The organism is Moraxella cuniculi DSM 21768 (genome assembly GCF_900156515.1).
Taxonomy (GTDB): domain Bacteria; phylum Pseudomonadota; class Gammaproteobacteria; order Pseudomonadales; family Moraxellaceae; genus Moraxella; species Moraxella cuniculi.
In genome coordinates, this window is the sequence record NZ_FTNU01000007.1 from 63,094 (window position 1) to 88,756 (window position 25,663).

The 25,663-nt window shown below is 44.1% G+C and carries 24 protein-coding genes; 13 read left to right on the forward strand and 11 right to left on the reverse strand.

Translation table 11 applies throughout. The features are described from left to right. Nucleotides 1–13: 13 nt before the first annotated feature. From BW928_RS05515 to BW928_RS05525, 3 genes are all read right to left on the reverse strand, one after another. Nucleotides 14–871: an RNA methyltransferase gene (locus tag BW928_RS05515; RefSeq protein ID WP_076555243.1), complete on the reverse strand. Its 858-nt coding sequence runs from the start codon at nucleotides 869–871 to the stop codon at nucleotides 14–16. Next, a complete protein-coding gene (gene dnaE, locus BW928_RS05520; protein ID WP_076555244.1) occupies nucleotides 871–4,608 on the reverse strand; it encodes a DNA polymerase III subunit alpha in 3,738 nt (1,245 codons plus the stop codon). The genes BW928_RS05515 and dnaE overlap by 1 nt, the downstream gene beginning before the upstream one ends. 230 nt (nucleotides 4,609–4,838) lie before the next feature. Further along, complete coding sequence (locus BW928_RS05525; protein ID WP_078310107.1) at nucleotides 4,839–5,984, reverse strand: cupin domain-containing protein; 1,146 nt, start codon at nucleotides 5,982–5,984, stop codon at nucleotides 4,839–4,841. A 426-nt stretch (nucleotides 5,985–6,410) separates the two neighbouring features. Here BW928_RS05525 and prmB point away from each other — a divergent pair, with 426 nt between their 5' ends. The 10 genes from prmB to BW928_RS05575 all read left to right on the forward strand — a co-directional run bounded on the left by prmB (nucleotide 6,411) and on the right by BW928_RS05575 (nucleotide 18,418). Next, a complete protein-coding gene (gene prmB, locus BW928_RS05530) occupies nucleotides 6,411–7,463 on the forward strand; it encodes a 50S ribosomal protein L3 N(5)-glutamine methyltransferase (RefSeq protein ID WP_076555277.1) in 1,053 nt (350 codons plus the stop codon). Nucleotides 7,464–7,746: 283 nt separating this feature from the next. Next, on the forward strand, nucleotides 7,747–8,955 hold the full coding sequence (gene rlmN / locus BW928_RS05535) for a dual-specificity RNA methyltransferase RlmN (protein WP_076555278.1): 1,209 nt from the start codon (nucleotides 7,747–7,749) through the stop codon (nucleotides 8,953–8,955). A gap of 88 nt (nucleotides 8,956–9,043) precedes the next feature. Further along, on the forward strand, nucleotides 9,044–9,601 hold the full coding sequence (locus tag BW928_RS05540) for a hypothetical protein (protein ID WP_078310110.1): 558 nt from the start codon (nucleotides 9,044–9,046) through the stop codon (nucleotides 9,599–9,601). Between the two features lie 70 nt (nucleotides 9,602–9,671). After that, complete coding sequence (gene ispG / locus BW928_RS05545; protein WP_076555246.1) at nucleotides 9,672–10,787, forward strand: flavodoxin-dependent (E)-4-hydroxy-3-methylbut-2-enyl-diphosphate synthase; 1,116 nt, start codon at nucleotides 9,672–9,674, stop codon at nucleotides 10,785–10,787. A 57-nt stretch (nucleotides 10,788–10,844) separates the two neighbouring features. Continuing rightward, nucleotides 10,845–11,597, forward strand: a complete 753-nt coding sequence (locus BW928_RS05550) for a hypothetical protein (RefSeq protein WP_076555247.1) — start codon at nucleotides 10,845–10,847, stop codon at nucleotides 11,595–11,597. A gap of 52 nt (nucleotides 11,598–11,649) precedes the next feature. Then, the gene (gene hisS / locus BW928_RS05555; RefSeq protein ID WP_076555248.1) at nucleotides 11,650–12,918 is read left to right on the forward strand and encodes a histidine--tRNA ligase; all 1,269 of its coding nucleotides are present in this window, start codon (nucleotides 11,650–11,652) and stop codon (nucleotides 12,916–12,918) included. A 94-nt stretch (nucleotides 12,919–13,012) separates the two neighbouring features. Next, nucleotides 13,013–13,780 (forward strand): YfgM family protein, encoded by a 768-nt coding sequence (locus tag BW928_RS05560; protein ID WP_076555249.1) that lies wholly within the window; start codon nucleotides 13,013–13,015, stop codon nucleotides 13,778–13,780. Between the two features lie 115 nt (nucleotides 13,781–13,895). Then, nucleotides 13,896–15,062, forward strand: a complete 1,167-nt coding sequence (gene bamB / locus BW928_RS05565) for an outer membrane protein assembly factor BamB (RefSeq protein ID WP_076555250.1) — start codon at nucleotides 13,896–13,898, stop codon at nucleotides 15,060–15,062. Nucleotides 15,063–15,181: 119 nt separating this feature from the next. Next, a complete protein-coding gene (gene der / locus BW928_RS05570) occupies nucleotides 15,182–16,597 on the forward strand; it encodes a ribosome biogenesis GTPase Der (protein ID WP_076555251.1) in 1,416 nt (471 codons plus the stop codon). A gap of 216 nt (nucleotides 16,598–16,813) precedes the next feature. Continuing rightward, nucleotides 16,814–18,418 carry a DnaJ-like cysteine-rich domain-containing protein gene (locus BW928_RS05575; protein WP_076555252.1) on the forward strand — a complete coding sequence of 535 codons (1,605 nt, stop codon included), beginning with the start codon at nucleotides 16,814–16,816 and terminating at the stop codon, nucleotides 18,416–18,418. A gap of 259 nt (nucleotides 18,419–18,677) precedes the next feature. Here BW928_RS05575 and BW928_RS12080 read toward each other — a convergent pair whose 3' ends face one another. From BW928_RS12080 to BW928_RS05615, 8 genes are all read right to left on the reverse strand, one after another. Further along, nucleotides 18,678–18,812: a hypothetical protein gene (locus tag BW928_RS12080; protein WP_259741472.1), complete on the reverse strand. Its 135-nt coding sequence runs from the start codon at nucleotides 18,810–18,812 to the stop codon at nucleotides 18,678–18,680. Further along, a complete protein-coding gene (locus BW928_RS05580; protein WP_076555253.1) occupies nucleotides 18,781–19,212 on the reverse strand; it encodes an organic hydroperoxide resistance protein in 432 nt (143 codons plus the stop codon). The genes BW928_RS12080 and BW928_RS05580 overlap by 32 nt, the downstream gene beginning before the upstream one ends. Nucleotides 19,213–19,555: 343 nt before the next feature. Continuing rightward, the gene (locus BW928_RS05585; protein WP_076555254.1) at nucleotides 19,556–20,188 is read right to left on the reverse strand and encodes a DsbA family protein; all 633 of its coding nucleotides are present in this window, start codon (nucleotides 20,186–20,188) and stop codon (nucleotides 19,556–19,558) included. A gap of 91 nt (nucleotides 20,189–20,279) precedes the next feature. Then, nucleotides 20,280–21,131, reverse strand: a complete 852-nt coding sequence (locus BW928_RS05590) for an MBL fold metallo-hydrolase (RefSeq protein WP_076555255.1) — start codon at nucleotides 21,129–21,131, stop codon at nucleotides 20,280–20,282. A 203-nt stretch (nucleotides 21,132–21,334) separates the two neighbouring features. Next, the gene (locus BW928_RS05595) at nucleotides 21,335–21,991 is read right to left on the reverse strand and encodes an NAD(P)-dependent oxidoreductase (RefSeq protein ID WP_076555256.1); all 657 of its coding nucleotides are present in this window, start codon (nucleotides 21,989–21,991) and stop codon (nucleotides 21,335–21,337) included. A gap of 763 nt (nucleotides 21,992–22,754) precedes the next feature. Then, nucleotides 22,755–23,147: a DoxX family protein gene (locus BW928_RS05605; RefSeq protein WP_076555258.1), complete on the reverse strand. Its 393-nt coding sequence runs from the start codon at nucleotides 23,145–23,147 to the stop codon at nucleotides 22,755–22,757. Nucleotides 23,148–23,176: 29 nt separating this feature from the next. After that, nucleotides 23,177–23,569 carry a nuclear transport factor 2 family protein gene (locus BW928_RS05610; RefSeq protein ID WP_076555259.1) on the reverse strand — a complete coding sequence of 131 codons (393 nt, stop codon included), beginning with the start codon at nucleotides 23,567–23,569 and terminating at the stop codon, nucleotides 23,177–23,179. 126 nt (nucleotides 23,570–23,695) lie between these two features. Beyond that, entirely contained in the window at nucleotides 23,696–24,187 is a 492-nt protein-coding gene (locus BW928_RS05615) for a nuclear transport factor 2 family protein (RefSeq protein ID WP_076555260.1), read from the reverse strand. 200 nt (nucleotides 24,188–24,387) lie between these two features. Between BW928_RS05615 and BW928_RS05620 the strand changes: the two genes are divergently transcribed. The 3 genes from BW928_RS05620 (at nucleotide 24,388) to BW928_RS12085 (ending at nucleotide 25,630) form a co-directional block, all read left to right on the forward strand. Continuing rightward, nucleotides 24,388–24,753, forward strand: a complete 366-nt coding sequence (locus BW928_RS05620) for a winged helix-turn-helix transcriptional regulator (protein WP_076555261.1) — start codon at nucleotides 24,388–24,390, stop codon at nucleotides 24,751–24,753. Nucleotides 24,754–24,854: 101 nt separating this feature from the next. Then, nucleotides 24,855–25,430, forward strand: coding sequence for a hypothetical protein (locus tag BW928_RS05625; RefSeq protein WP_076555262.1), 576 nt, complete (start codon nucleotides 24,855–24,857; stop codon nucleotides 25,428–25,430). Nucleotides 25,431–25,507: 77 nt separating this feature from the next. Then, nucleotides 25,508–25,630: a hypothetical protein gene (locus BW928_RS12085; RefSeq protein WP_259741471.1), complete on the forward strand. Its 123-nt coding sequence runs from the start codon at nucleotides 25,508–25,510 to the stop codon at nucleotides 25,628–25,630. Nucleotides 25,631–25,663 lie beyond the last annotated feature (33 nt).

The window sequence follows — 25,663 nt, forward strand, 5'->3', positions numbered from 1 at the left end:
AATATGCAATTTGTCAAGTTGCTGTTTTTATGGCTGTGCTAATCTTGGCAATCAAGGCACGCATGAGTGCGTATTCTTTTTGATCCAGTTGCAATCGCTGATTGAGTCGCAATAAGCGATTTGTCAGTTGGGTAAGTTTGTCATCACGAACAAGGTCTAATTGCTCCATCAAGGCAATCAGTGCGGTGGTCAGCTCGTCAGCTTGTTGATGGGTGATGGCAGGTGCGTCCCAGTCGCTACGAACCACCAACTCAAGTGGATACTGCGTTTGGGCGACCCCTTGTGTTTGTTTGGTGCTGCTGATGGGCGAATGAGCAAACTGTGCCGAAAATCTCTCATAAAAACAAGCAGCAATGACCTGTATGGCACTGGCAACATTAAGCACAGGGTAGGCAGGGTTGGCTGGGATTTGGATATGATAATGAGCCAGTGCCAGCTCTTCGTTAGTCAGACCGCGATCTTCACGGCCGAACAAAATGGCGATTTTTGGCAGGCTGTGTGCTTGCGTTGTTGCTAAACTCTCGGTCGCAAGCAGTCTTGTGATGGCGATATCAGCCGCCATGCTCGGAGTAACAACAGGGCGAGGCAGCTGTCTGCTTCTGGCACTGGCGGCAAAAACGAGCGAGCAATCATTGATGATGGATGTCAAATCATCGGCGATGACGGCATTATCCAAAACACAGGTTGCACCAGCAGCGTTTGCTATGCTGCTTTGGTCAATGGGCAGGCGTGGATTGATGATTGTTAGGTTGCCCAGTCCCATGGTGTGTAAGGCACGAGCCGCTGAGCCGATATTGGCAGGCAGGGTTGTGCCAATCATGATGGTGTGGATTTGTGCCAAACAGGTGGCAAGTCGGTCAGTTTGTGTCATTAGCGAAATACCAAATTGTTCGTGTCAATATAGGATTTGAGCTTGCTAATATTGTCATCGCTAGGGTAGAGGCGAAAGCGTTCATTCACCTGAACACGGCTGATACTGCACTCATCATACAGATATAGGGCAATCGGCACGCATAAATCTGATGGCGGTACCGATGTTGCCTCGCCATCTTCGTCATGTGCCAAAGCGGCAAAATCGTGGGCGGTGAGTAGCTCAGGCGGTGGGCTATTTTCTTTTAATAAACTTAATACTTTATTTAATTTATCAGTATCATTGGCAGCCAGCTTGATGTGAATTTCTTTTAAGCGTCTTAAGCGTGCCTGCTCAATCGGCTCAATGTGCAACAAGCGATAAAACAGTCTGCCGTCATCGCTTTCACGCACGCTGATTTTGGCGATGACGACATTGGCGACGGTCATGCTCTCTGGCTCGCCTTTGCTATTAAATGCTGGCTGATATTCTTCATCAAAGCCTCTGACTTTTTTGCCTGCGGTGATGATTTCTTTAAATTTATTAAAAGTATCGCCATAGCAACTAAGCTCTATACGACCTTTGCCATCGTCAATTTTGACAACAATACGATTGCCAAAAAACGCCACATCAAAAATCAGCCCTGCAATACGCACCGAACCATGATGACCTGTATCTTTTAGATCAAGCACGCTGTTTACAGAAGTGTACAGACCAAGCTCGCTGCGGTATTCGTCCAGCGGATGTCCTGTCAGATACAGACCGATGGTTTGTTGTTCATATCGTAGGCGGTCTTGGGTATGCCAATAGACATCTTCTAGCACGGGGGCAACCGACAGACCATCGTCCACTTCAGCAAATAAATCCATCGTGCCAGCAAGCTGATTTTGGCGGTTCTGATCGGCAGTTGCCATCGCATCAGGCAGTTGTCGCCACAGTCCGCGGCGTATCTGATAGCTGTGATCAAAACTCTCACCAAGATAATGTGGCTTGAGCGTTTCTGCCAAAATATCAAAGCAACCTGCTTTAATCAAGGCTTCCAATGAGCGTTTGCCGACTTTTTTTATGTCCACACGGTTACAAAAATCGTACAAGTCCTTAAACGGCCCGTCTTTGCGTGCAGCGACAATGCTATTGACCGCTTCTTCGCCAACGCCTTTTACAGCACCAAGCCCATAGACGATGGTTTTGGCATCACGAACGACAAATTTCCACTGACTGTGATTGACGCTGGGTGGGATAACATTTAGATTAAAATTATCTTTACAATCACTTAACAAAAATACCACCTGATCAGTGTCGTCCATCTCGGAGGTTAATACCGCTGCCATAAATTCCGCAGGGTAGTAGTGCTTGAGATAAGCGGTCTGATAGGCAAGCACACCGTAGGCTGCCGAGTGTGATTTGTTAAATCCATAGCCTGCAAATTTTTCTACCAAATCAAAAATTTGTGCCGCCAAAGTGCCGTCAATGTTTTGTGCCACCGCACCTTCAACAAAAGTGCTGCGTTGTTTTGCCATCTCCTCTGGCTTTTTTTTGCCCATGGCTCGCCGCAACATATCGGCACCACCGAGCGTATAGCCCGCCAGCATTTGGGCGATTTGCATGACTTGCTCTTGATAAACAATCACCCCATAGGTTGGCTCAAGTGGTGCTTTTAGCAGCTCATGCTGAAATTGTGGGTGAGGGTAGGCGACTTCTTGAATGCCGTGCTTGCGTTCAATAAAGTCCGATACCATGCCAGATTCCAGCGGGCCGGGTCGGTACAGGGCACACATCGCAATGACATCTTCGATGTTTGATGGCTTTAGTTGGGCGAGGTATTTTTTCATGCCTGTGCTTTCTAGCTGAAATACGGCAGTGGTTTTGGCTTCTTGCAGCACCGCTTGATAAACCGCTTCGTCATCAAGTGGCAATTCGTCCAAATCAATTGGCTCTTGGTTTTGTAGTTTGCGAGTGTGGTTAATGTTGTCAATCGCCGCCTGAATAACAGTGAGATTGCGAAGACCCAAAAAGTCAAATTTTACCAAGCCGACAGCCTCGACATCGTCCTTATCAAACTGACTGACAGGGTGTCCTTCGCTATCGCAATACACCGCACTAAAATCGCTGATGCGGTTTGGGGCGATGAGCACACCACCTGCATGTTTGCCGACATTGCGTGTGATGCCTTCAAGTTTTTTTGCCATCTCCCAGATTTCTATTGCCAAATCATGATCTGGAACTTCAGGATTGGTTAATAATTCTTTAAGCTGTGGTTCTTGTTCCAAAGCAGCATCTAGGCTGATGCCGGGGGTTTTTGGGATAAGTTTTGAGATGCGATCACCAAGACCAAAGGGCTTGCCTTGCACACGCGTAACATCACGCACCACAGCACGAGCTGCCATGGTACCAAAGGTGATGATTTGGCTCACGGCTTGGCGACCGTAGGTTTGTGCAACATAATCAATCACCCGATCACGGCCTTCGATACAAAAATCAATATCAAAGTCAGGCATCGAAACACGCTCTGGATTCAAAAACCGCTCAAAAAGCAAATCATAACGCAAAGGATCAAGGTCGGTAATGTTTAAGGCATAAGCAACCAGCGAGCCCGCCCCTGAGCCGCGACCTGGCCCAACAGGCACGCCATTGGCTTTTGCCCAGCGGATAAAGTCCATTACGATTAAAAAATAGCCCGGAAAACCCATTTTTAAGATGATATCCAACTCATAATCAAGTCTGTCATCATAGCCTTTGCGAATTTCTGCCCAATCCTCGCCACGCTTATTGGGTGGATAAAGTTTGTCAAGGCGTGCGTTTAGACCATCTACAGAGACTTTTCTAAAAAAGCTGGCAATGCTTTCGCCTTCTGGAATCGGAAAATCAGGCAATACATTAATGCCCAGCGTCAAGGTTACATTGCAGCGACTTGCCAACAGGGCGGTGTTTTCGATAACTTGTGGCAAATCAACAAACAGCTCCGCCATGTCGTCTTGGCTTTTAAAATACTGCTGCTCACTGTATTCTCTAGGGCGGTTTTTGTCGCCCAAAGTATAGCCGCTGGCGATACATACGCGTGCTTCATGTGCATCAAAATCACTGCTTGTGGCGTTATTTTTGTCATTGATATCAACCACCGTTGGGTTAATAAAACGCACATCATTATGGGCAACGATGGCGATGCCAAGTTTTGAGGCTTGTATGATGGCATTTTCGTTGAAGCGATCATCGGAAGTTTTGATGCGGCGAATGCCAATATATAGTCGGTCGCCAAACCATTCTTGCCATGTTTGCAAAATTGGTAAGGCATTGTCAGGATTATTGCCAAGTAAAGAGGAAGCGATTTCTGAGCGGTGGGTTAGGATGGCAATCAAGCCCTCGCATCGCTTGGCAAGGGCTTCTTTGGTGATGATGGGTGTCTCAAAAACCACCGTGCCATTTTCACCGATTGGGCGACTGGTATACGCATCAGAAATTAGCCGAAGCAGGTTTTGGTAGCCATTATTATCCATGGCGTACAAAATCACACTGTGCTTGGCATCAGCGTCTGCTTTGTCTTGATGATTGCCAACGACAACCTCTGCACCCAAGATTGGCTTGATGCCCGCTGCAACACAGGCTTTGTAGAATTTGACAGCGGCGAACATATTATTATAATCCGCCAGTGCCAAGGAGTGCTGATTGTCAGCAGCGGCAGCCTTGACAAGCTGGTTGATACGGACGATAGAATCAACAATGGCGTATTCGCTGCGGATACCTAGATGAACAAATGACATAGTTTTATTTATATTTAATCAACAGTCTATTAACTTATAATGGATTTACCGTTACGGGAATGGGATTAAATTTTTTGCCATGCAGTTTGTTTTGTTGGTACAAAAATAACCAAGCAAGCATCAATCCTGTAATCATAACTATGAATAAAATCTTAAAAATCCTACGCAGTAATATGCTTAAATTTGCCATGACAATCCCCCCCCCATTTTGGCTCAAATGCTGTGCATGATTATACCAAAATCAGCCAGTTGTCATTAAGCCATTGGCACAAGGTGGTCAAGTTGCCATCGGTGATTTCGCTTTCGGTAATTGCCTCGCCTGCCAACAGTACTGCAAGCAACTCTTGGTTGGCAGGTGAAAAATCCATCGCCTCGCCATTGATGTACCAACAATCATCAGTACGCACAAAACGACAGGCAGGGTTAATCAGCAAGCATTCGCCAGATTGCAGGCGAGCTTTGAGTGTTTGATTATTTAGCTCATCTTCAAAGGCTAATAGCTCATACTGTCGTTTGCTGACCAGTTCGGCAATCGCTTGGGTGAGCAGTTTGTCGCCGTGTTCGCTGTTTAGCATGGTCATCAGTTCGTGCTTGATGGCTTGTATGCTGTCATTGCTTAGCAAAAGTGCGTCTTGTTGCAATTTTTGTGGTAGGGTGAGTACGCGAAACAATTGCTCGTGGCTTGTGCCAACATCGGCAAGAGTATCAAGGATTTGTACCAGATTGGGACGGCGAAAGCCAAACGAAAAAGTTAGACAATCTGAAGTGGCAACCCCATGATGGCTTAGCATTGGCGGCACATATAGGACATCGCCTGCCTCCAGCACTTCGTCAAAAATAATCTGACCCATGTCATCAAGCAGGCGGATTGGCTGATTGGCGACAAATGCTGTGTTGGCATCGCACATCTTGCCCAGCTGCCAGCGGCGAGAACCATAGCCTTGAGCCAAAAACACATCATACTCATCATAATGAGCCCCAACCGAGCCACCCACAGGTGCAACCGAGACCATGATGTCGTCTTGTTGCCATTTGGGAATAAAATCAAAATGCGACCACAATTGTCCAAGCTCTGGCGACCATTGTTCCAAATTTTGTACCAAAATCGTCCACAGTGCAGGCGTGCTATCAATGTCCGCTTCGCTAAGCGGCGAGGGCTTGAGCGACCATTGATGGCAATCGGCATCGTCTTGGCTGATTAGCCGTGCTGATACGCCTTCTTCGATTGCCAAATCCAGCACATCTGTTGGTTCAAACATACCAACAAGTTCAGGCAAACCGCCTTTAATAAGCAAAGGTTTTTTTTGCCAATATTCACGCAAAAAGGTCTCGGCGGTCATGCCATCGGGCAGGCAATAACGAATGGGCTGATTCATGATGGCTCCAAATAAGCTGGTGATATGATGATAACTGGCTAGCAAAAAGCACTTTTAACCAACCATCTTAAAAAATTTACCCTGATTTGTCAATTTGCTTGTGCATTTGCTGGTTGATTATTTAAGCCATTTGACACAGGCATAAAAGCGATCGGGCTATGTTCTGCTTGCAAAACAGTGGCAAATTATTAACAATTTTATTATAATAAAAAATGAATCATGGTGTGCTGGCTATTATTTTATTTTTATAAACTTTCTTGATAGAGTTTATAATTAATAATCGCCAAATCTACCATTTAAGCATTTGCCAACTATCAATTTAGGTAATTTATGACAACGCACATACCCAATGTATCCGCTCAAGAAATCACCGAAGCCAGACTTGGCGAACAAGGTGATGAGTCAGAATTTGAGTTTGACTATGCCATGAGTGAAAATGACGATTTGACACAAGCGGACATTGCTGCACTTTATGCCGAGCTTGCCGAAGCTGAGCAAGCATTGGTAACGATTCGTGATTTTATCCGCTTTGTTGTTACCAAACTGCGTCAATACGATGTGGTGGTGGCACAAGGGACAAATGACGAGTTTGCTGAAGCGGCGGCGATTGTGCTACATTCTTTGTCGCTGCAATGGTCGGCAGATGAGCAGATTTTGGATTGCAAACTCACCCCCAGCGAAAAACAAGAAGTGCTGACTTTGCTGTCAGAGCGTATCATTCAACGCAAGCCTTTGTCTTATCTGATTAATTTGGCATATTTTTGTGGCTTGCCGTTCTATGTTGATGAGCGGGTGCTGATTCCGCGTTCGCCAATTGCCGAGCTGATTAACCAGCAATTTTATCCGTATTTTGATGTTGATGATGTCCGCAAAAATAAGTTTTTCAGCCATGGCTTGAGCGAGTCGCAATTGGCAGCCCCTGAGCGGATTTTGGATTTGTGCACAGGGTCGGGCTGTATCGCCATCGCCCTTGCCAAAGCCTTCCCCGATGCCAACATTGATGCAACCGATATTGACAAAGACGCACTGGAAGTGGCGTGGATTAATGTTGAGCATCATGAGCTTGCCCATCAGGTCAATCTGCTTGAGTCGGATTTATTCGCCAAATTGCCTGCCGAGAATCAGTATGAGTTGATTGTCAGCAATCCACCGTATGTTGATGCAGCGGTGATGGCGGACTTGCCTCCTGAGTTTTTGCATGAGCCTGAGCACGCACTGGCAGCAGGTCAAGACGGCTTGGATTTGGTGCATCAAATCCTATACCATGCTGCTGATTATTTAACCCGTGATGGCTTGCTGGTCTGCGAAGTTGGCGACAGTGAATGGGCATTGCGTCAGGCTTATCCTGAGATACAGTTTGACTGGCTGGATTTTCAAAAGGGTGGCAGCGGCGTATTTGCCATTACCCGTGAAGAATTGCTTGAGTATCGTGAAGATTTTGCTCGTCAAGTGGCACGCGTCCAAGGGCAGCATCATTAAGCAGTTAAACCGCCAAAAGCATTTTGCAAAAACCGTATGTCTTCATGCGGTTTTTTATTGAGCTTAAATCGCTATCAGTGATAATGGATTTATAAAAGTGTTATTGTCTTAAGCAAATAACCATTTGTCATCATAAATTACCAGTATCAACGAACGAATTGGCAGGCAGACCAATGGCAGAGCGGTAAATTTTCATTTGTATCATGACTTTGGGGTGAGATTTTAGTATAATTGTTTGTTTTTATGAAATTTCCATTAGCCAAATTTAGCCAAGAGTATGCAAGTGAATAAAATCCCTGTCATGGACATTGCCAAATCTGCCGAAATTACTGATAAAATCAATCTTTTGGGTATGTCAAAAGATGAGCTTGCGGCATTTTTTGTCAGTATTGGTGAAAAACCGTTTCGTGCCACGCAGGTGATGAAGTGGATTTATCAGTTTGGTGTAACGGATTTTTTTGAGATGTCAAATATTTCAAAAAAACTTCAACAACGCTTGCATGAATTGGCGTGCGTGCTGCCACCTGTGGTGCGTTATAAGGAATTTAGCCAAGATGGTACGCGAAAATGGGTATTTGAAGTGGCAGGAGGTTCGTTGGTCGAAACCGTGTTGATTCCTGCCGAAGATAATAAGCAATTTGGACGCAAGACTTTGTGCATATCATCGCAAGTGGGCTGTGCCTTAGATTGCTCATTTTGTAGTACTGGCAAACAAGGATTTGAGCGTGATTTAACACTGAGCGAGATTATTGGTCAATTGTGGGTTGCCAATCAGTCTTATATGGACGATGTGCCAGCGACCAAGCGGCAGAATTTGGTTACCAATGTGGTGATGATGGGCATGGGCGAGCCATTGTTAAACTATGAACCAGTGGTGGCGGCAATGTCATTGATGCTTGATGATCATGCATTTGGGTTATCCAAACGCCGTGTAACGCTATCAACTTCGGGCATTGTGCCAAAAATGTACGACTTGGCAAAAGATATTGATGTGGCATTGGCAATCAGTCTGCACGCACCCAATGATACGCTGCGAGACGAATTGGTGCCGATTAATAAAAAATATCCCCTAAATGAGCTTATCAAGGCTGCCAAAGCCTATATTTATGATGAAAATCCACGCCACAAAAAGCATGTAACCATTGAATATGTTATGCTGGCTGGCGTGAATGACAGCGATGAACACGCACACCAATTGGCGGCATTGCTCAAGGACTTGCCAAGCAAAATCAATCTGATTCCATTTAATCCATTTGCTCACGCTCCTTATCAGCGTTCAAGCAATAATCGCATTCATGCTTTTAGCAATATCTTAAACCAAGCAGGGTTTGTTTGTACCATTCGCCAGACTCGCGGTGATGATATTGATGCTGCTTGTGGGCAATTGGTCGGGCAGGTGGCAGATCGTACGCGTCGTGCCAAAAAATGGCAAGAAAGTATCGAAAAACGCCAGCAAGCGATGCTGCTAGATGGTGCTGATATTGCCAAATAATCAAAAGATTGCTAGAATGCCAAACAGAATAAATTCATGCTAAGCGAGGTGGTGGGTGCAAAAGATTGTCATGGTTTTGGTGATTCTTATGAGCCTATCCGCCTGCCAAAGCACACCCAGTGGCACAAATCACAACAATCAATCGCTTGCAGTGATTTATACCGAGATTGCCGAGCAGCTGCTTGTAGCAGGTGAGATTGATGCTGCCAAAAATCAGCTGGACAGAGTGTTTAAGCTGAATAAAAACCATGCCGCTGCCTATCGTGTCTTGGCAAATATTTATCAAGCCACACAAGATGATGCATATAAGCAGCAAGCACGCACATTGTATAAAAAGGCGATTGCTCTTAATGAAACGGATATGCAAAATTACATGGACTACGGCTTGTATTTGGTGCAGCTTGGTGAATATGACGAGGCGTTGCAGCAATTTGCCAAACCAAGCAAAGAAATTGGTTATGCAGCACGGCTGATGGCGATTGAAAACATGGCATTTATTGAATACAAAAAATTGCAAACGCTTGCCACAGCTGAGCAGCTTAACCGAGCCAAAACCGCCTTATACCGTGCGGTGCAAGCAGGCAGTCAAAATCCTGCATTATTGGCAGCGTATCAATCCGTGAGCAATGTTGGTCTGCTTGATTGATTATTTTGTGCAATAATCTTGGCAAGTTTTGTTTAATTTATTAAAAATTTAATTACAGTTGGTTATTTTTATGTCAATCCATACGCCCATCAAACGCCGCCTGACCAAAAAAATCCATGTTGGCACCGTTGCCATCGGTGGTGATGCACCCATCAGTGTACAGAGCATGACCAATACAGATACCTGCGATGTACAGGCGACCGTTGCACAGATTCAGCGGTGTGTCGCTGCTGGGGCGGATTTGATGCGTGTTTCGACACCAACGATGGACAGCGTGGCTGCCTTTGCCGAGATAAAAAAACAAGTTTCGGTACCCTTGATTGCTGATATTCATTTTGATTATAAAATTGCTCTGGCGGTGGCAGATGCTGGGGCGGATTGTCTGCGTATCAATCCGGGAAATATCGGCAATGATGCCAAAGTTCGGGAAGTTGTTGCAGCTGCACGCCATCACAATGTACCCATTCGTATCGGCGTGAATGCAGGTTCGCTTGAAAAAGATTTGCAAAAAAAATATGGCGAACCAACAGGTGAGGCAATGTTAGAATCTGCTTTGCGTCATATTGATATTTTAGAAAAGCTAAATTTTCAAAATTATAAAATTTCGGTCAAGGCATCAAATGTTTTCTTAACTTTAGATGCTTATCGCTTAATCTCTGCACAAATTGATAATCCGCTACACTTGGGCGTTACCGAGGCTGGTGTGTATCGCACAGGCACGGTAAAATCCGCAATTGCCCTAGGAGGCTTGTTGCTTGATGGCATTGGCGATACCATGCGTATTTCTTTGGCCGCCGAGCCCGAAGAAGAGATTAAGATTGGTTTTGATATTTTAAAATCGCTGGGCATTCGCTCAAATGGGGTGAATTTTATCGCCTGTCCAAGTTGCAGTCGCCAAGAATTTGATGTGATTAAGGTGATGAATGAGCTGGAGGCGAGACTTGAGGATATCCGAGAACCTTTGGATTTGTCAGTGATTGGCTGCAAAGTAAATGGGCCGGGCGAGGCAAAAGAAGCAGATATTGGCGTGGTGGGAGCCAATCCCAACAGCCTTGTGTACAAAAATGGCAACAAAAGCCATCTGATTGATACTAAGCAGTTGGTTGATGAGATTGAAATGATGGTGCGTGAGCGTGTCAAAAATATCCAAGAAGCCCGTGCCAATGAGATTATCCGAGTTGGTTAGTTTATGCGTGTAAGTTTTGACAGTTGCCAAAATTTACACCAATAAGGAGATTTGATAATGTTAAAAGCTGCTATTTTGACTACAGGCTTGCTATTTGGCACAGCGGCATTGGCTGAAACTATCGATTGGACACCCGCCCTAGAAAGTTTAAAAAATATGTGCAACCAAGAAGCGATCTATGACAGTGATATTGACTGGTGGACTGCAGCAAATGTCCCGTATTACAAGGACAAACGCATACTTGGGAGTATGCTCTCGCCATCGGTCGTCAAATCAACCGTGCGATTTGGCAAACAGGTGCATCATCTAAAAAATGCAACCGCTTTTGGTTTGCCGATTACAAGATTTGAGCTGGACAATGGTGGCAATGGAATGCTTGATCGTGTTGAAATATTTTTTGCAAATAATGACTTTTTAAAATTACGCTCTGAATTTTATGCCGTCAAAGATCGAGGAGATAATGCACAAACCGTTTATGCTAACGAAAAACAAGCATGGATGGAGTATTATTATTCTCAAGGTGGCAATGGATTTTCTGATTTGGATTATCATGACGAGCTTGAGGATGATGTTGAATATCTGGGTGCAGAAGATATTGATTATGCACAAAAAGATCGGTTCTCTGAGATTGTAACCACAGGCGATGGCGACACAGATACGCTGAGCGTCTATTATGAAGCCAATGGCATGGGGCTGGCATATATGCCAGAGAATATTACAATCGATGGTGGAAATTGGCGTAGTATTAATTTGACTTTTGATAACAAAAAGAACAGCATTCGCTGTGAATACACCTATCCACCTGCCTAAGCATAGGCTTTGGTAAATTTTAGATATATTAACAAAAAAAATTGAGAATATTATGAGTACAATCACCGCCATTCGTGGCTTTAATGATATTTTACCCAGTCAAACTGCCGCATGGCGAGACATGGAGCAGGCATTGACAGAGGTGCTGGACAGCTACGGCTTTAGCCAAATTCGCCTGCCGCTGATTGAGCAGACGCAATTATTCGCACGAGGCGTTGGCGAGGCGACAGACATTGTTGAAAAAGAGATGTTTGGCGTGGTGCATGGTGGCAACAAGGGTGATGATAATACATCATTGACCTTGCGACCTGAAGGGACGGCAGGTTGTGTGCGAGCGATTATTGAGCATAATTTGACCAGAGGTGATACGCCAAAACTTTGGTACATTGGACCGATGTTTCGTTATGAACGCCCACAAAAAGGACGCTATCGCCAATTTCATCAGCTGGGCGTTGAATGCTTTGGTAGCGGTCTGCCTGATGCTGATGCGGAGCTGATTGCCATGACTTATGCCATGTGGCAAAAACTTGGCATTGCTGATGTGCTGACACTACAGTTAAATACACTGGGCGAGGCAGAGGAAAGAGCGGCGTATAAGGCAGCATTGGTTGCTTATTTGACGGAGCATTATGCACAATTGGACGAGGATTCTCAGCGTCGCCTTGAGAGTAATCCATTGCGTATTTTGGATTCCAAAGATGCCAAAACTCAAGAAATTCTAAACAATGCCCCAAAACTTAGCGATTTTTTGGGTGCAGAGACGCTGGCACATTTTAATAAGGTGCAAGAGTATTTGACGGCACTGGGAATTAAATTTCAGATTAATGAAAAATTGGTACGCGGCTTGGATTATTATAACAAAACCGTATTTGAATGGGTAACGGACAAGCTGGGTTCGCAAGCTACTGTCTGTGGTGGCGGTCGTTATGATGGCTTGGTAGGGGTGATTAAGGCAAATCCCAACCAGTCCGAACCTGCGGTGGGCTTTGCGATGGGGCTTGAGCGATTGATGCTATTGCTTGAGGCAACACAAGTCATCACGCCACAGAGTCAGTGCGATGTATTTGTTATCGCACACCCTGATTATTATGCAGATGGGCTAAAATATGCTCATAATTTGCGTCTGAATCAGCCAACCTTGCGTGTCAAAATGGCAAGTGCCACAGGTCTAAAAGCCCAAATGAAAAAGGCGGATAAATCAGGGGCAAAATACACCGTTATTATTGCCGAAGACGAGGTGGCAAATGGGCAGCTGACCATCAAGACGATGGCGACAGCAGAGCAGGTGCGTGTGGCAATGACGCACAAGTTTGAATTGTAGCCTTGCTGGCGAATAGATTGCAAATTTCTGCATGAATTGCCACGATGTGCTATAATATGGCATATTATATATTGACAAATCATCGAGCTTAACCATGACACAAAAAAATAACGAAAACTCAGCGGATACAGCATTTGCAGATAAGCAGTCCATTAGTGCCATCAAGGCACATGGCGAAAAGATTGTTTATGCTGTGCTTGCGGTGCTTCTGATATTTTTTGGTTGGCAATATTACCAAAAAAACTATGCCAAAGTTGATACCGTAGCGGCAGATATGTATACCAATATTGCAACTACCGATGAGCAGTTGTTGCAAGTAGCCCAAGAGGGCGACAAGACCGCCAAGGCAGAACTTGCTGGCAAGCAAGAGGCGTTGTTTGCTGATATTGATAAGCTGGTTTTGGAGCATGACAAAACAGCCTATGCTTGGCAGGCGTTGATGATTAAAGCTCGCCGTCAGGTGGCGGTCAATGATTTGCCTGCTGCTGTTACAACGCTCAATCAGGCGGTATCGGTCGCACAATTGGTTGGTGATGATGGATTGCTTGCAATGAGTAAGATTCGTTATGGTCGAGCGATGCTAGCCAATAACGATGTTGAAGGTGCCTTGTCAATTGCAAACGAATCACTGCCTGAAGCATTTGAAGCATCACGCCAAGAACTGCTTGGTGATGTTTATATGGCAAAAAATGATTCAGAATCTGCCAAAAAAGCTTACAGCACTGCTTGGGAGTTGATGCGTGAGCGTCAAGAAAATCGTGCAGTTTTGGCGTTGAAACTACAGTCTTTGGGCGTAAGAGCTGAACCAATCAAGGTATTATCCGCAGCTCCAGCAGCTCAAAATCAAACAAATCAGCAATGATAATTTGTCAATGATAAGCCACAAATGTTAAGTGCATTAACATATTATTTGTAAATTAATTAATCATTGGCATGCTGTCATTGATTATCGACATACAGTAAAGAAGGATTGTGCAATGTATCAGACTTTTATAAAAACAGCACTGGTTGCTGGGTTGGCAATGGCTATGGCTGGCTGTGACACCAAAACAATCAAGCCTACCGAACGCAAGGCTGCCAAACTTGCCGCCATTGAAGCACCGATGAATGTATTGAGCCAAGTGTCCAGCGTGCGACTTGATTCAGGCAAGGCAAAAACAAACAAAAAAACCCAATCAACCAGCGAGTTACAACCAGCGGTAACTGCTACAGGCTGGATTGCTGCAAGTCGCGGTGGTGTTTTGGCGGCATTTGCTGGCGGAGCAAAACTGTGGCAAGTGCAACTGGCTGATAGCGTTACTGGCGGTGTTGGTTTGGATTCTGCCGAGACATTGGCGGTGGTTGGGCTGCGTTCGGGACAAATCGTTGCTGTTGATGCCAAGACAGGGGTGCAGCGATGGACGGTAAATTTACCTTCAGCGAGCCTTTCGCCTGCTTTGGTGATTGCCGATAAGACGGTTGTTAGCACCAATAATGGCATGGTATATGCTTTGGATAATCAAACTGGCAAGACTATTTGGCAATATGCCACTCAAGCACCAAACACCAGTGTGCGTGGTATCGCCAAGCCATTGGCATTGGATGCAGGCACGATATTAATCGGTGGTGCTGATGGTCGCATTCATGCACTGGATGCTGCAACTGGTACGCCAGTTTGGGCACGCCGCATTGGACTTGCGATGGGAACCAGTGAGTTGGCAAAATTAAGAGATGTTGATGGTACGCCGATTGTTGTCGGCAATCATCTGTATGCCAGCAGTTACAGCGGACAGCTGATGGGTTTTGATATGACAACTGGCCGCACGATGTTTAGTAGCACTCTGCCAAGCACCACCAAGCTCACCGTTGTGTCAAATGCCATCATCGGCAGCAGTGTCAATGGCGAGCTGGTTGCCTTTGATCGCATAACGGGTGCTAAGCTGTGGGATAATAATGAGCTAAAATATCGTGGGCTGAGCAATCCTGTTAGCTTGGGGCAGTATATTGCAGTGGCTGATAAACAAGGGGTTGTTCATATTTTGAATGCACAAGGCAAAATCATCAGCCGTGTTGATGCCAAAAGCGGTTTGACAAATCTGCAAGTGGTGCAAAATCGCCTTTATGCACAATCGGTCAATGACACAGTTCATGTTTGGCAATTTTAATAAAAATCTGCTTAACCTTTGTTGCTTATGCAGCAAGGGTTTTGCTATTTTTAGGCGATGAAAAATCCATTTATTCTACCGATGAATTATCACACAAAAATACAAATTAAGAGAAGTGTATGAGTATTAAGCCTGTTGTTGCCCTGATTGGTCGTCCGAATGTTGGCAAGTCCACGCTGTTTAATCAATTAACCAAAAGTCGTCAGGCATTGGTTGCTGATTTGGCTGGGCTGACCAGAGACCGTCAGTATGGTGATGCTCGCTATGAAAATAAGTCATTTATTGTGATTGATACAGGCGGTATCGGCGAAATGGACGATGGCTCGGGCAGTATCGATGACTATATGGCAACTCAGTCATATACAGCCATTCATGAAGCTGATATTGTGGTGTTTGTGGTTGATGCACGAGCGGGGCTGATTGGTGCAGACAGTGAAATTGCTCAATTTTTGCACGGACTTGGCAAACCTGTATTTTTGGTCGCCAACAAGATGGACGGCGTGCATGAAGCATCATCGGCGGAGTTTTTTGCTTTGGGTTTTGGCGAGCCTTTTGCGATGGCGGCAAGTCATGGCAAGGGGGTGGCGAACTTGCTTGAGGCATTGACTGCTGATATGGCAGAAGATGAAGAGGTGGAGCTGGATAGTCAAGCCCTAAAACTTGCCATTATCGGCAGACCTAATGTTGGCAAATCAACATTGGTCAATCGTCTGCTGGGTGAAGAGCGGGTGGTGGTATTTGATATGCCCGGCACAACTCGAGACAGTATTTATATCCCCTTTGAACGAGAAGGTCGAGAGTATGTACTGATTGACACGGCTGGCGTGCGTCGTCGTGGTCGCATTGATGAAAAAGTTGAGAAATTCTCTGTTGTAAAAACCCTGCAAGCCATCAAAGACGCCAATGTCGTGGTGGTTGTAATCGATGCCAAAGAGGGGGTCGTTGATCAGGATTTGCACATGCTTGGGTATGCACTCGATGCAGGGCGTGCCATTGTGGTGGCGATTAATAAATGGGACGGACTAAGCCCAGAACAAAAACAGATGGTAAAAATTGAAATTGACCGCAGGTTTAATTTTGTGCCATGGGTAAAAATCCACCTTATCTCGGCATTGTACGGCAATGGCGTGGGCAATCTGTATCCATCAATTCACAAGGCGTATGACGCTTCGATGTTTAAGGTATCAACAAGCCAGCTGACGCGTATCTTGGAAGATGCTGTTGCCAACCACCCACCACCGATGGTTGGTGGTCGCCGTATCAAGCTGCGTTATGCTCATTTGGGCGGTCATAACCCCCCTGTCATCGTTATTCATGGCAATCAGACCACTGCCTTGCCAAAATCCTATCAGCGATATTTGGAAAATATTTATCGCACGGTGTACAAGCTCGAAGGCACGCCTTTGCAAGTGGAATTTAAACAAAACGCCAATCCGTATGAAGGCAAGAAAAATCCCAAAGTGCAAAACAAAGCCCGTGCCATGCGTAACAAAAAACGCATTGCTGAATTTAAAAAACGAGATAAAAAGCGTTAAATTATCTCAAAGGAATTGACGCAGTATTAACTGTTGGTGTTAATGATGTCGCTTGGGTGATAAAGTCGTGGCTTTGTCGCCCAAGGTATTAAGAAATGGCAGTGTCAAAATTGCTTGGCATTAATTCATTATCACGCCTTAAAAATTCCTGTAGATAATGCAAATAAGCATTACCATGGATAAGATTGTTTTGATAACAACAAGGAAAAAGTGCTTATGTATCAAGCAGATGGCTATCACCCACAAGCTGATATTGATATTTTGCTTAAAGGTTTGCAAGCTTTGATTGATGGCAATCAAGCAGTTGCTGATGATTTGAGTGTGAGCGATTGGAGTGCCAGCACTTTTTCTTTGACATTATCGGTCAATTGGCTGTTTTCTGGCTATAGCGATAAACAAACCAAAGCAGGCAATCACAAACAGGATATTTGTTTTGCTAATACGCAAGAGCTTGATAAGCATTATCATAATCTGATGAATGAGGCAAGTTTTGGTCAATCTTTGCGTCAAAACTTTTTGCAAAACATTCGTTCATTAAACAAACAAGCATTGCTTGAATATCAACAACCATATACTTTTCATCAGTTTGAGCCTTTTTCAATTTTTGAGGATTGTGGTACTTGTCATGCTGTGGGCAAGGTTTCATGCACGGATTGTGGCGGACGAGGTAATAAAAGCTGCTGGGACTGCGGTGGCGGCGGGCAGGAGAGTTATCAGGTACCCATCTATGACAACAAAAATCAAATTCGTGGCTATCAGACCCAGTATCGCTCTTGTTCGGCGTGTTTTGGCAGTGGCAGACAGCGTTGCGGCACTTGTAGCGGTAGCGGTCGAGTTGCTTGCAATGACTGTGCTGGTCATGGATTTTTTACCCATATTTACCAAATCAAAGCTCAAGCACAACCAACTTTTCACTTAAGCCACACCAATCCTTTCGAGCCTGATGAGTTCAATCAGCTGTTCGTTGATAAAGGTGCGGAATTTTTTGCCAAGCATATTGATTTGGCTTTGACAGATGAATGTGCAATTGAGCAAGATACCCATCAGTTTGTGTACCAAGGGCAGAGTATTGCGTTTGATATTTTGCTTATGATGAAACAAAAGCAATTTTATTGTGCGGCTTTTTCATCGCCACCTTATGCTTATGTGCGTCCTTATTTGTTTGATGAGTTGTTTTTTGATGAATGGCAATTTTTAAAAAATGCTCAAGACAAAAAAGGCAATATTGCAAAAAATAACGCTCAAGCTTTCTTTTTCAAATACATGAATCAGCCTGTTTTGGACAGTGCCTTAAAGGACATTGCCAAAAATAATCATGCACCAAGAACAGCTGTAAAAATCGCTTGTCAAAATTACATTTCTGACGAAATGGCAAATAATATCGGACGGTCTTTGTGGTATATTTTGGATAAGGTGTCGCCCACGCATTCAAAATTGGCTTGGGTTTTTGGTGTGGTGCCTGCGTGTTTTTGGCTGGGTGTGGTTGCTGTTTATCATTTACAAACAGTCAGCGGTGTGTTTGATGCTGCTACCAAAATGATAAAAACCATCTGGCAAAGTATGCTTGTGATTTTGATATGTGCAGGTGTATCGTGGTTATTGAGCCGTCTGTTTGTCTGGGCTATTAATCAAAAAATCCCCAAAGAATATCATCAAGCAGCAAACAATCGCTTAATGCTGCGTTATTATCTGATGACGATGGGTGTGGTAGTTGTTTTGGCGATTATTTATGCCGTTTTGGTTAATTATGGTTATCTGCCACCCATGAGCGATCGCTGGTATCTTTTATTAATGGCAATAAAAGGCAAATTGCCATTTTGATAAGAATGGTTATTTAAATTACTCGTGTTTGAACTTGCAGACCTTGAGATAAAATTCTTGGACGTTATTATCTTATTAATTAAAATTTATTTTTTGTTTGCCGATTTTGTGGTTTTTCTTCTTTTTCACGATTGTGTGAGAAAAACCACAAAATGAAAAGGCGAGAAGTGAATGGTTTATAACGAAAAGTTATAAATATGTAAGATTTACCGCCAAGAGCAGGATTCAAAAATTTTTAAGAATCCTACCGCTTGTTAGGTTAAAGATGGTGGCTCAGGGCGGTTTTGTAAGACGACACCGCAGTATCTGCCGTACAGCGGACATGGTTTCTCTCGCCACGCCCAACGGCATTGTCTGCCCCCTTAAAGATCGAATGAATTAACCACCTTAACATGCAAACGCACTTCCACATTGCCACGCACTGCATTAGAATATGGACAAACTTCGTGGGCTTTTTTGATTAAGGTTTTTGCCTCGTCTTCGCTCAATCCTTCCACCGTGATGGTGATGTCTAAATCAAGGCTGAACGCACCGTCTGGTTTTTGCCCAATACCAACACTCACAGTAGTACTAGATTTACTAGGTTTAATACCTAAGGTTGGAGCAACATGATTCATCGCACTGTCAAAGCACGCCGCATAGCCCATCGCAAAAAGCTGTTCTGGATTTGTGCCAACTTTTCCACTGTCATTTTGAAAACCGACTAAATCAAACCCAATTGAACCATCATCAACTTGGGTACGTCCATCACGACCGCCTGTTGCTGTTGCACTTGTGTGATAAAAAATTTTCATAAAAACTCCATCAAATAAAATAAAACATCAGGGTGAATCACCCACAAATTCTGACACCATGCCAAAAATCCAAAACCATTTTAGCAAGTTTATCTAACAACTGGTATCTTATTTATCCAAAACTCTTGCCTGATTCTCTAAGTTTTTGGGTTTGATGGTTTGGTAATCAACCAAGGTTTTGTTGGGTATTTTACAAAAAGCATTGTAAATCGCACGCAGGCTGTACAACGCCATAGATGCCTTGACTGTGAGTGTGATTCTTTATTGGTGGTTGTCTGGGGTTGATTTTGTCCAAAAAGCATATCGCAAATGCCAAAAACCCAACCTGTTGGCTGGGTGAGATTTATTTGGCGAATTCTGCCAAAAATGCTTGGATTTTTGTGCTTATATGCTCGTCATGCTGATATAAGAACTGGCTTGGAACAACCACCCAGTTGTCATCAACTTGTGCCAGTAGATTGGGAGTGCCATGTACGCCAAGCTGCTGAGCGAGATGCTGTCCGTGTTGCAGCCATTGATTGGTTTGGCTGTGGCTGTCTGGGTTGTCCATTTGTTTGGCAATGTCAGCCTTGCCAAGGGCAATCAGAGCCTCTTGCACCTGCTGCTTTTGGCTGGTGTCAGAGCCGTCCACATAACGCACGGCTTGTAATTGTGCCAAGGTTGGCAAAAGCTGGCTTGGCATCGTCTGCTTGAGCAAATGGCACGCCATGCTTAGATAAAAAGAATTAAACTCACCACCTGCCAGCAAGACATTTTGGTGGTATTTCTCGCTAAATGGCAAGCCTGTCAGCTGGGCTATGCGTTGGTCATTTTGCCAAGCGTGCTGTGCAAAGGCAGTATCCAGCACCTTGCCAGTATTGGCAAATAAGCCCGTTGCTATCGCATCAACCTTGTGCTGGCTGGCAAGAGTTGTAATGGCAGGTGAGGCAGCATAACACCAACCACACAAGGGGTCAAATAGATAAAGAAATTTCATCTTAATCTCCTGTGGTGGTCTGATACACAAACCACCGCTAATTTATCGATTTTTGATAAATGATGGCAATACGCCAAATTTATCGCTGCGGCTACCATTTCATCTCGCCCTTATTGACTTTTGCACCCAGCTCCAGATTGCTGATGGCGGTCAATTTGGGGTAGGCTTGTTGCATTTTGCTAATTACCTCACCGCTTGTTTTGCTGTTTGCCAAAACTTGCTCGTACTTTTTGAGATATTCTTGATTAAATTTTAATAATGACGCATCAGTTTTACTGCCTTTGGCGGCGTGTCCTGCGATAACAACGGCAGGTTTTAGGCTTGCCATTTCTGCCAATTGAGCAGACCATGCCTGACGCTCGGCAGGGCTTTGGGTGTCAGCTGTCCACAGGTGCATATTGCCAAATACTGCCACATTGCCTGCGATGGTTTTTTGTGAAGGAATCCAAACATAAGGGCGGTGTGCCAACAATCCGCTGGTGCCACGAATTTCGATAGTCTCACCGTCCAAACTTAGTTGCTTGCCCACAAATGGCTCTGGCAGAACGATATTTTTTGGGGCGTTTGCACCCATTTTTGGTGACCAGACTGCAAGCTTGGTTGCAACTTTGGCGTTAATTTTCTCCAGCACCGCAGGGGTGGTGATGACTTTGGCATCAGGGAAAATTTCTTTTAGTGTGGCAGCACCAAAATAATAATCAGGGTCAGCTTGACTGATAAAGATTGTCGAAAGCTGTTTTTGGCTATCCAAAATCTGTGCAGCGATGCGTAGAGCGTCAGCACGAGTAAAGCCACTGTCAATTAAGATGGCTTCTTTTTCGCCCAAAATCAGCGTTGATTGCACCAAAAAGCTGTTGGCATCTGCCGAGTAAGTTTGAATCTCTAGGGCGTTGGCAGAATTGGCAGCAACTGCCAATAGGGTGGCAAGTAGTCGTTTTTTCATAAATTACCTTTGTGGTATTAATTTTATTTGCTTTGATAAATTTTAAATAAATTTTTAATTAACAAACAAATTGGTTTTGTTTAAATGATAGATTTTCAGCAATGCACCGTTTGTGCCGGCATTTTAGATTTTGCATGAATGTTATTTTGACAATCTGTGTGCCTTTGTATGACTTGGAAGCTGGGACAAAGGCACGACCAAGATTAGGCAGCAGCGGTAAAACGCTGGTGTAAATGTGCGTAATTTTCTACATCATCGGCAATCGCAATCGCCAAATCCGCCACGCTAATGCCAGCAGGCAGATCGCCATTCATCAACAAATTGTCTTTGCCCAAGCGATATTCACCCGTACGCTCCTCGCTGTAACCTGCGTCCGCTCCCAACATCGCAGGCGGCGAAATAAACGCCCAATTCACATCACGGCGGTCTTGCAAGTCATTCAACAAATGACGCGCGGCATTGGCACCGTCATAAATTTCTTTGGGAAAATCAGGCGTATCAATCAGCTGCACGCCATCGCCGACATACAGGCTGCCTGCACCACCCACGATAAGTAAATATGGCACTTTGGCGGTCTTGGCGGCTGATACAATCGCATTCGCACCCTGCGTGAACTCTGCACCGATATTGGGATTCGTCCAGCCTGGATTAAAAGCACTTACCACGCCATCAAAGCCTTGTAACTGTTCGGCAAAATCAGCCGACAACACATCGGCTTGCACCGCTTGAATATTACCTGCAACCTGAACCTTGTCAATATTGCGAGCAAAAGCCACCACTTGATGACCACGACTTGCCAGCTCCCGCACCACGGCAGCACCAACATAACCTGTTGCACCAATTACTGCAAATTTTTTCATCACAACTCCTATATTTGATTGTATTGATTGACGATTTTGCTGAATGAGTGAAGTTATCCAGCAATGTTGTTATTTTATATAATAAAATTTTTATTTGTAAGTACTTACAAAAAAGTAAGTATAAAATAATTGCATAAGTTATTGATTTTTCGTTGATTAAATTTTCAAATATTCATATATTTGCCACTTGGTTGCATTTATCAACAATCCAAGCCAGCAAATTGGCTTTTCATCTCCACTTAGTTTTACGCCAAGCCACAAAATCATTATTTTCTACCTTATTTATTGGATAATAGCCAGCTTTTAAGATTGTATTTATCATCACAAGCCATTTGGTGTATTGAAATCCCAATTGGCACCCCTGTGGTAAAAATCCGCAAATCAAGCAAGATTTGGCAAATTGGCAAACGCATATCAAGACGCATTTTCAGGCTGTCTGATGGCTTATGCTGATTTGCCCAATTCTCTAAAGAGCAGCACGCCCAGCCCATCAACGACACCAAGGCGGTTTTATAAAGCTGGGCGGATAGGGGTATTTTGCAATGACAGACTGATGGTTATTTTTGTAAAAATAATATTGATAATTTTATTAAAAAATTTAAAATATATTAAGCATCATTGTATAATTTAACCCATAGATTAATTTGCCATTTTAGCTGCGACTTTTATTTGCCAAAATAGCAAAAAGCGACAAATGCCGCTTTTATAAGATGGCTCGTCTGCCGTGAGGCTTGGCTGGGTGCATTGTGATGACAATGTCAGATTATTTCTTTGCCAAAACCTTGTCCAGCGACCAAGCACCGCCGCCTGCCGCTGCCAAATATAGAAAAATAAAGCTAAACAACATCGCCGACTCGCCGCCGTTGGTAAAAGGAAATAGCGAAAAGTGCATCATAAAATACGCCACCGCCATTTGCCCTGACAAAATAAATGCAGTTGGGCGAGTGAATAATCCCAAAATCAGCAAAATGCCGCCAACGATTTCCAAAATACCTGCCGCTCCAAACAGTGAAAACAATGGCACCGAACCATTGCCGTCCGTCATCGAGACAGGAAATTCAAAAAATTTTGCCGTGCCGTGCAACAAAAAAGCATAGGCAGTTGCTATTCGCACGATGGATAAGATTTGCGATTGAAAAGGTTGTAAAAATTTCATCATTAAACTCCCAAATTTATCAATCTGGTTTAGTTGCCCCAAAACGCATCTTCGGCGGTTTGGTCGTCTGAAAACAGCCAAACGGTTTGAATTTTACCGTCCACCACTTCAAACAAATCAATGCCTGTCATATCCATTTGCGAGCCGTCCGCTTTTTTGCCCGAAAAACGCACGGGGCAGGCGACCAAATTGCCATTGACCATTAAATTGCCATTTGGTGCAAGGGTGAATGAGCCTTGGGTGTCTGCCATCATTTGCCCAATCATTTCGCCGATTTGCCCTGCACCGATTTTCAAACCTGAAAATTTGTTGTTACCAGGTTGGTGCCATTTTACCTCTTCGGCAAAGGCAGAAAAAGCGGCTTCAATATCGCCTTTATCAAGGGCGGTTAAATAATTTTCGACAGTGGTTAATACAGTCATAAAATTTTCCTCATAAAAGTAAAAATGGATTTTTGTATTAAAATATCATGTTCAGGCAGCCTAAAGCGATGGCGATTGGCACTGCCTAATTAACAATAAATATCAGCCAAATGGTGCAGATTGCTATCAAAACATACTGCGACCGCTGGCGGTTTTGGCTGGCACATTTTGCAGAACGTCCCAATGCTCTACGATTTTACCATTTTCATCAAAACGGAAAATGTCCACCACCGCACTGCCCAAGCTGTCTGGCGTTGGTTGGCTATGAATGTGCAACACCACCAAATCGCCCTCGGCAATCGCACGCTTGATGTGTGAGCGAGCTTGTGGGGCTTGGCTGACAAATCCGCCAATGCCTTTGACAAAGGCTTCTTTGCCGTCCGCCACCATTGGATTGTGCTGTAAATAAACATCACCAATGTATTTATCGGCGGCTTCTTGGACTTTGTGCTGGTTAAATGCCAAATCGTAAAAAGCGATGGCATTGGCTTTATTGCGTTCGGCTTTGCTTTGGGCTTGGGCGGTGATGACGCTTGGCTTACTGCTTGAGCCTGCGATACTTTGGCAACCTGTCAGGGCAATGCTTGCCAAGATGGTGCTTAGGATTAATTTTTTCATAAATACCTCAAATTATTACATGTCAAATCGTTAGGCTGCAGGCTACTAACCTGATAACCAGCAAACACGGCCATCAGATAAAAAGCATTGCCAAACAACCATGAAGCATATTATAATACACGAAATTTACTTTTGTAAGTACTTACAAAAAAGTAAGTATAAATTATACCAATTATCAGCCAAGTGGCAACGGAGAATTTATGACGAACCACACAGACGACAACAAAGGCTATGTGCTGGCAAAAGACTGTCCCAGCCGTGAGATTTTGAATCACTTAACCAGTCGCTGGGGCGTGCTGGTGCTGATTGTGTTGCTAGAGGGTAGGAAGCGTTTTGGCGAAATCCGCAAACAAATCGAAGGGGTGAGTGAGCGAATGCTATCTGAAACCCTAAAGCAGCTTGAGCAAGACGGCATGCTTATCCGTCAATCATTTGATACCGTGCCGCCTCATGTGGAATACTATCTGACTGATTTGGGCGTGCAAGCTGCCGAAAAAGTGCATGATTTGGTAGATTGGATTGAGACAAATTTAAGCATAATTTTACAGGCAAAACGAGGTAAATAAGAGGTTTGGGTATGGTTTTGGAATTAACTTAACCACCAATTGTTAGCATTTAAGATTCTTGGTATAATGACACTGTTTTAGCAAGCAATCGTGAGGTAATTATGAAGTTTTCACCAATTTTAAAAGCGGGGATTTTGACAAGTACATTGCTATTAAGCACAACTGGTTACTCTGCTGATGTTGAAGCCATGTATGAAAAATCTAATAATGAGGGTATAGGGCTCAATTTGCTTAATTACAGCAAAGAGCCTATGACAGTACAAGGGTTTTATTTTACAAGTTGTGCTTGGGAGAATAACAGATTTGATTATTGCAACCCCACCACTGCCAAGAATATTCTTAATGCAGCCAAGTCTAAAGCTGCCAAAGATTTTAAAGATGAAGATGGTAAAAAATACAAGGCGGTGATGGTTATTGCCCCAGATAAGAGAACCAAAACCCCAGTATTGGTTGATTTAAACAATAAGATTGTATATCCATCAGACCATGAAACTGGCATTGAAGATAAAGTTGAGTTTAAATCGGATAGGATTTTATTTTACGGCAACATTGTCGCTGGTGGCAGTTGGGTATACCCTGAATTTAGATTTAAATCAGGGGATAAAGACTATCCTTTGGAATTGAGCTTCGGCAAAACCTTTGGTGATGAGCCAGAAATGATTTTTTACCAGAGATGATTTGTTATTAGAGATACTTAAAAATGCGTAAAAGTGCTTTATTCTCAGCCGTGTTACTTTGTTTGCCATCAGTTTACATGGCAAACACCGCACAAGCGGCTTATGGGTGGAATCCTGCAACTGTTCACTCTGCCACTTCCACGTTGGCAAGTGATTTGCTTGGCATAGGTTTGTCGGGCGGTGAGCTTGATGGCATTTGATGAATGTTAGAAGCAATATCAAAAAGTCAAAAA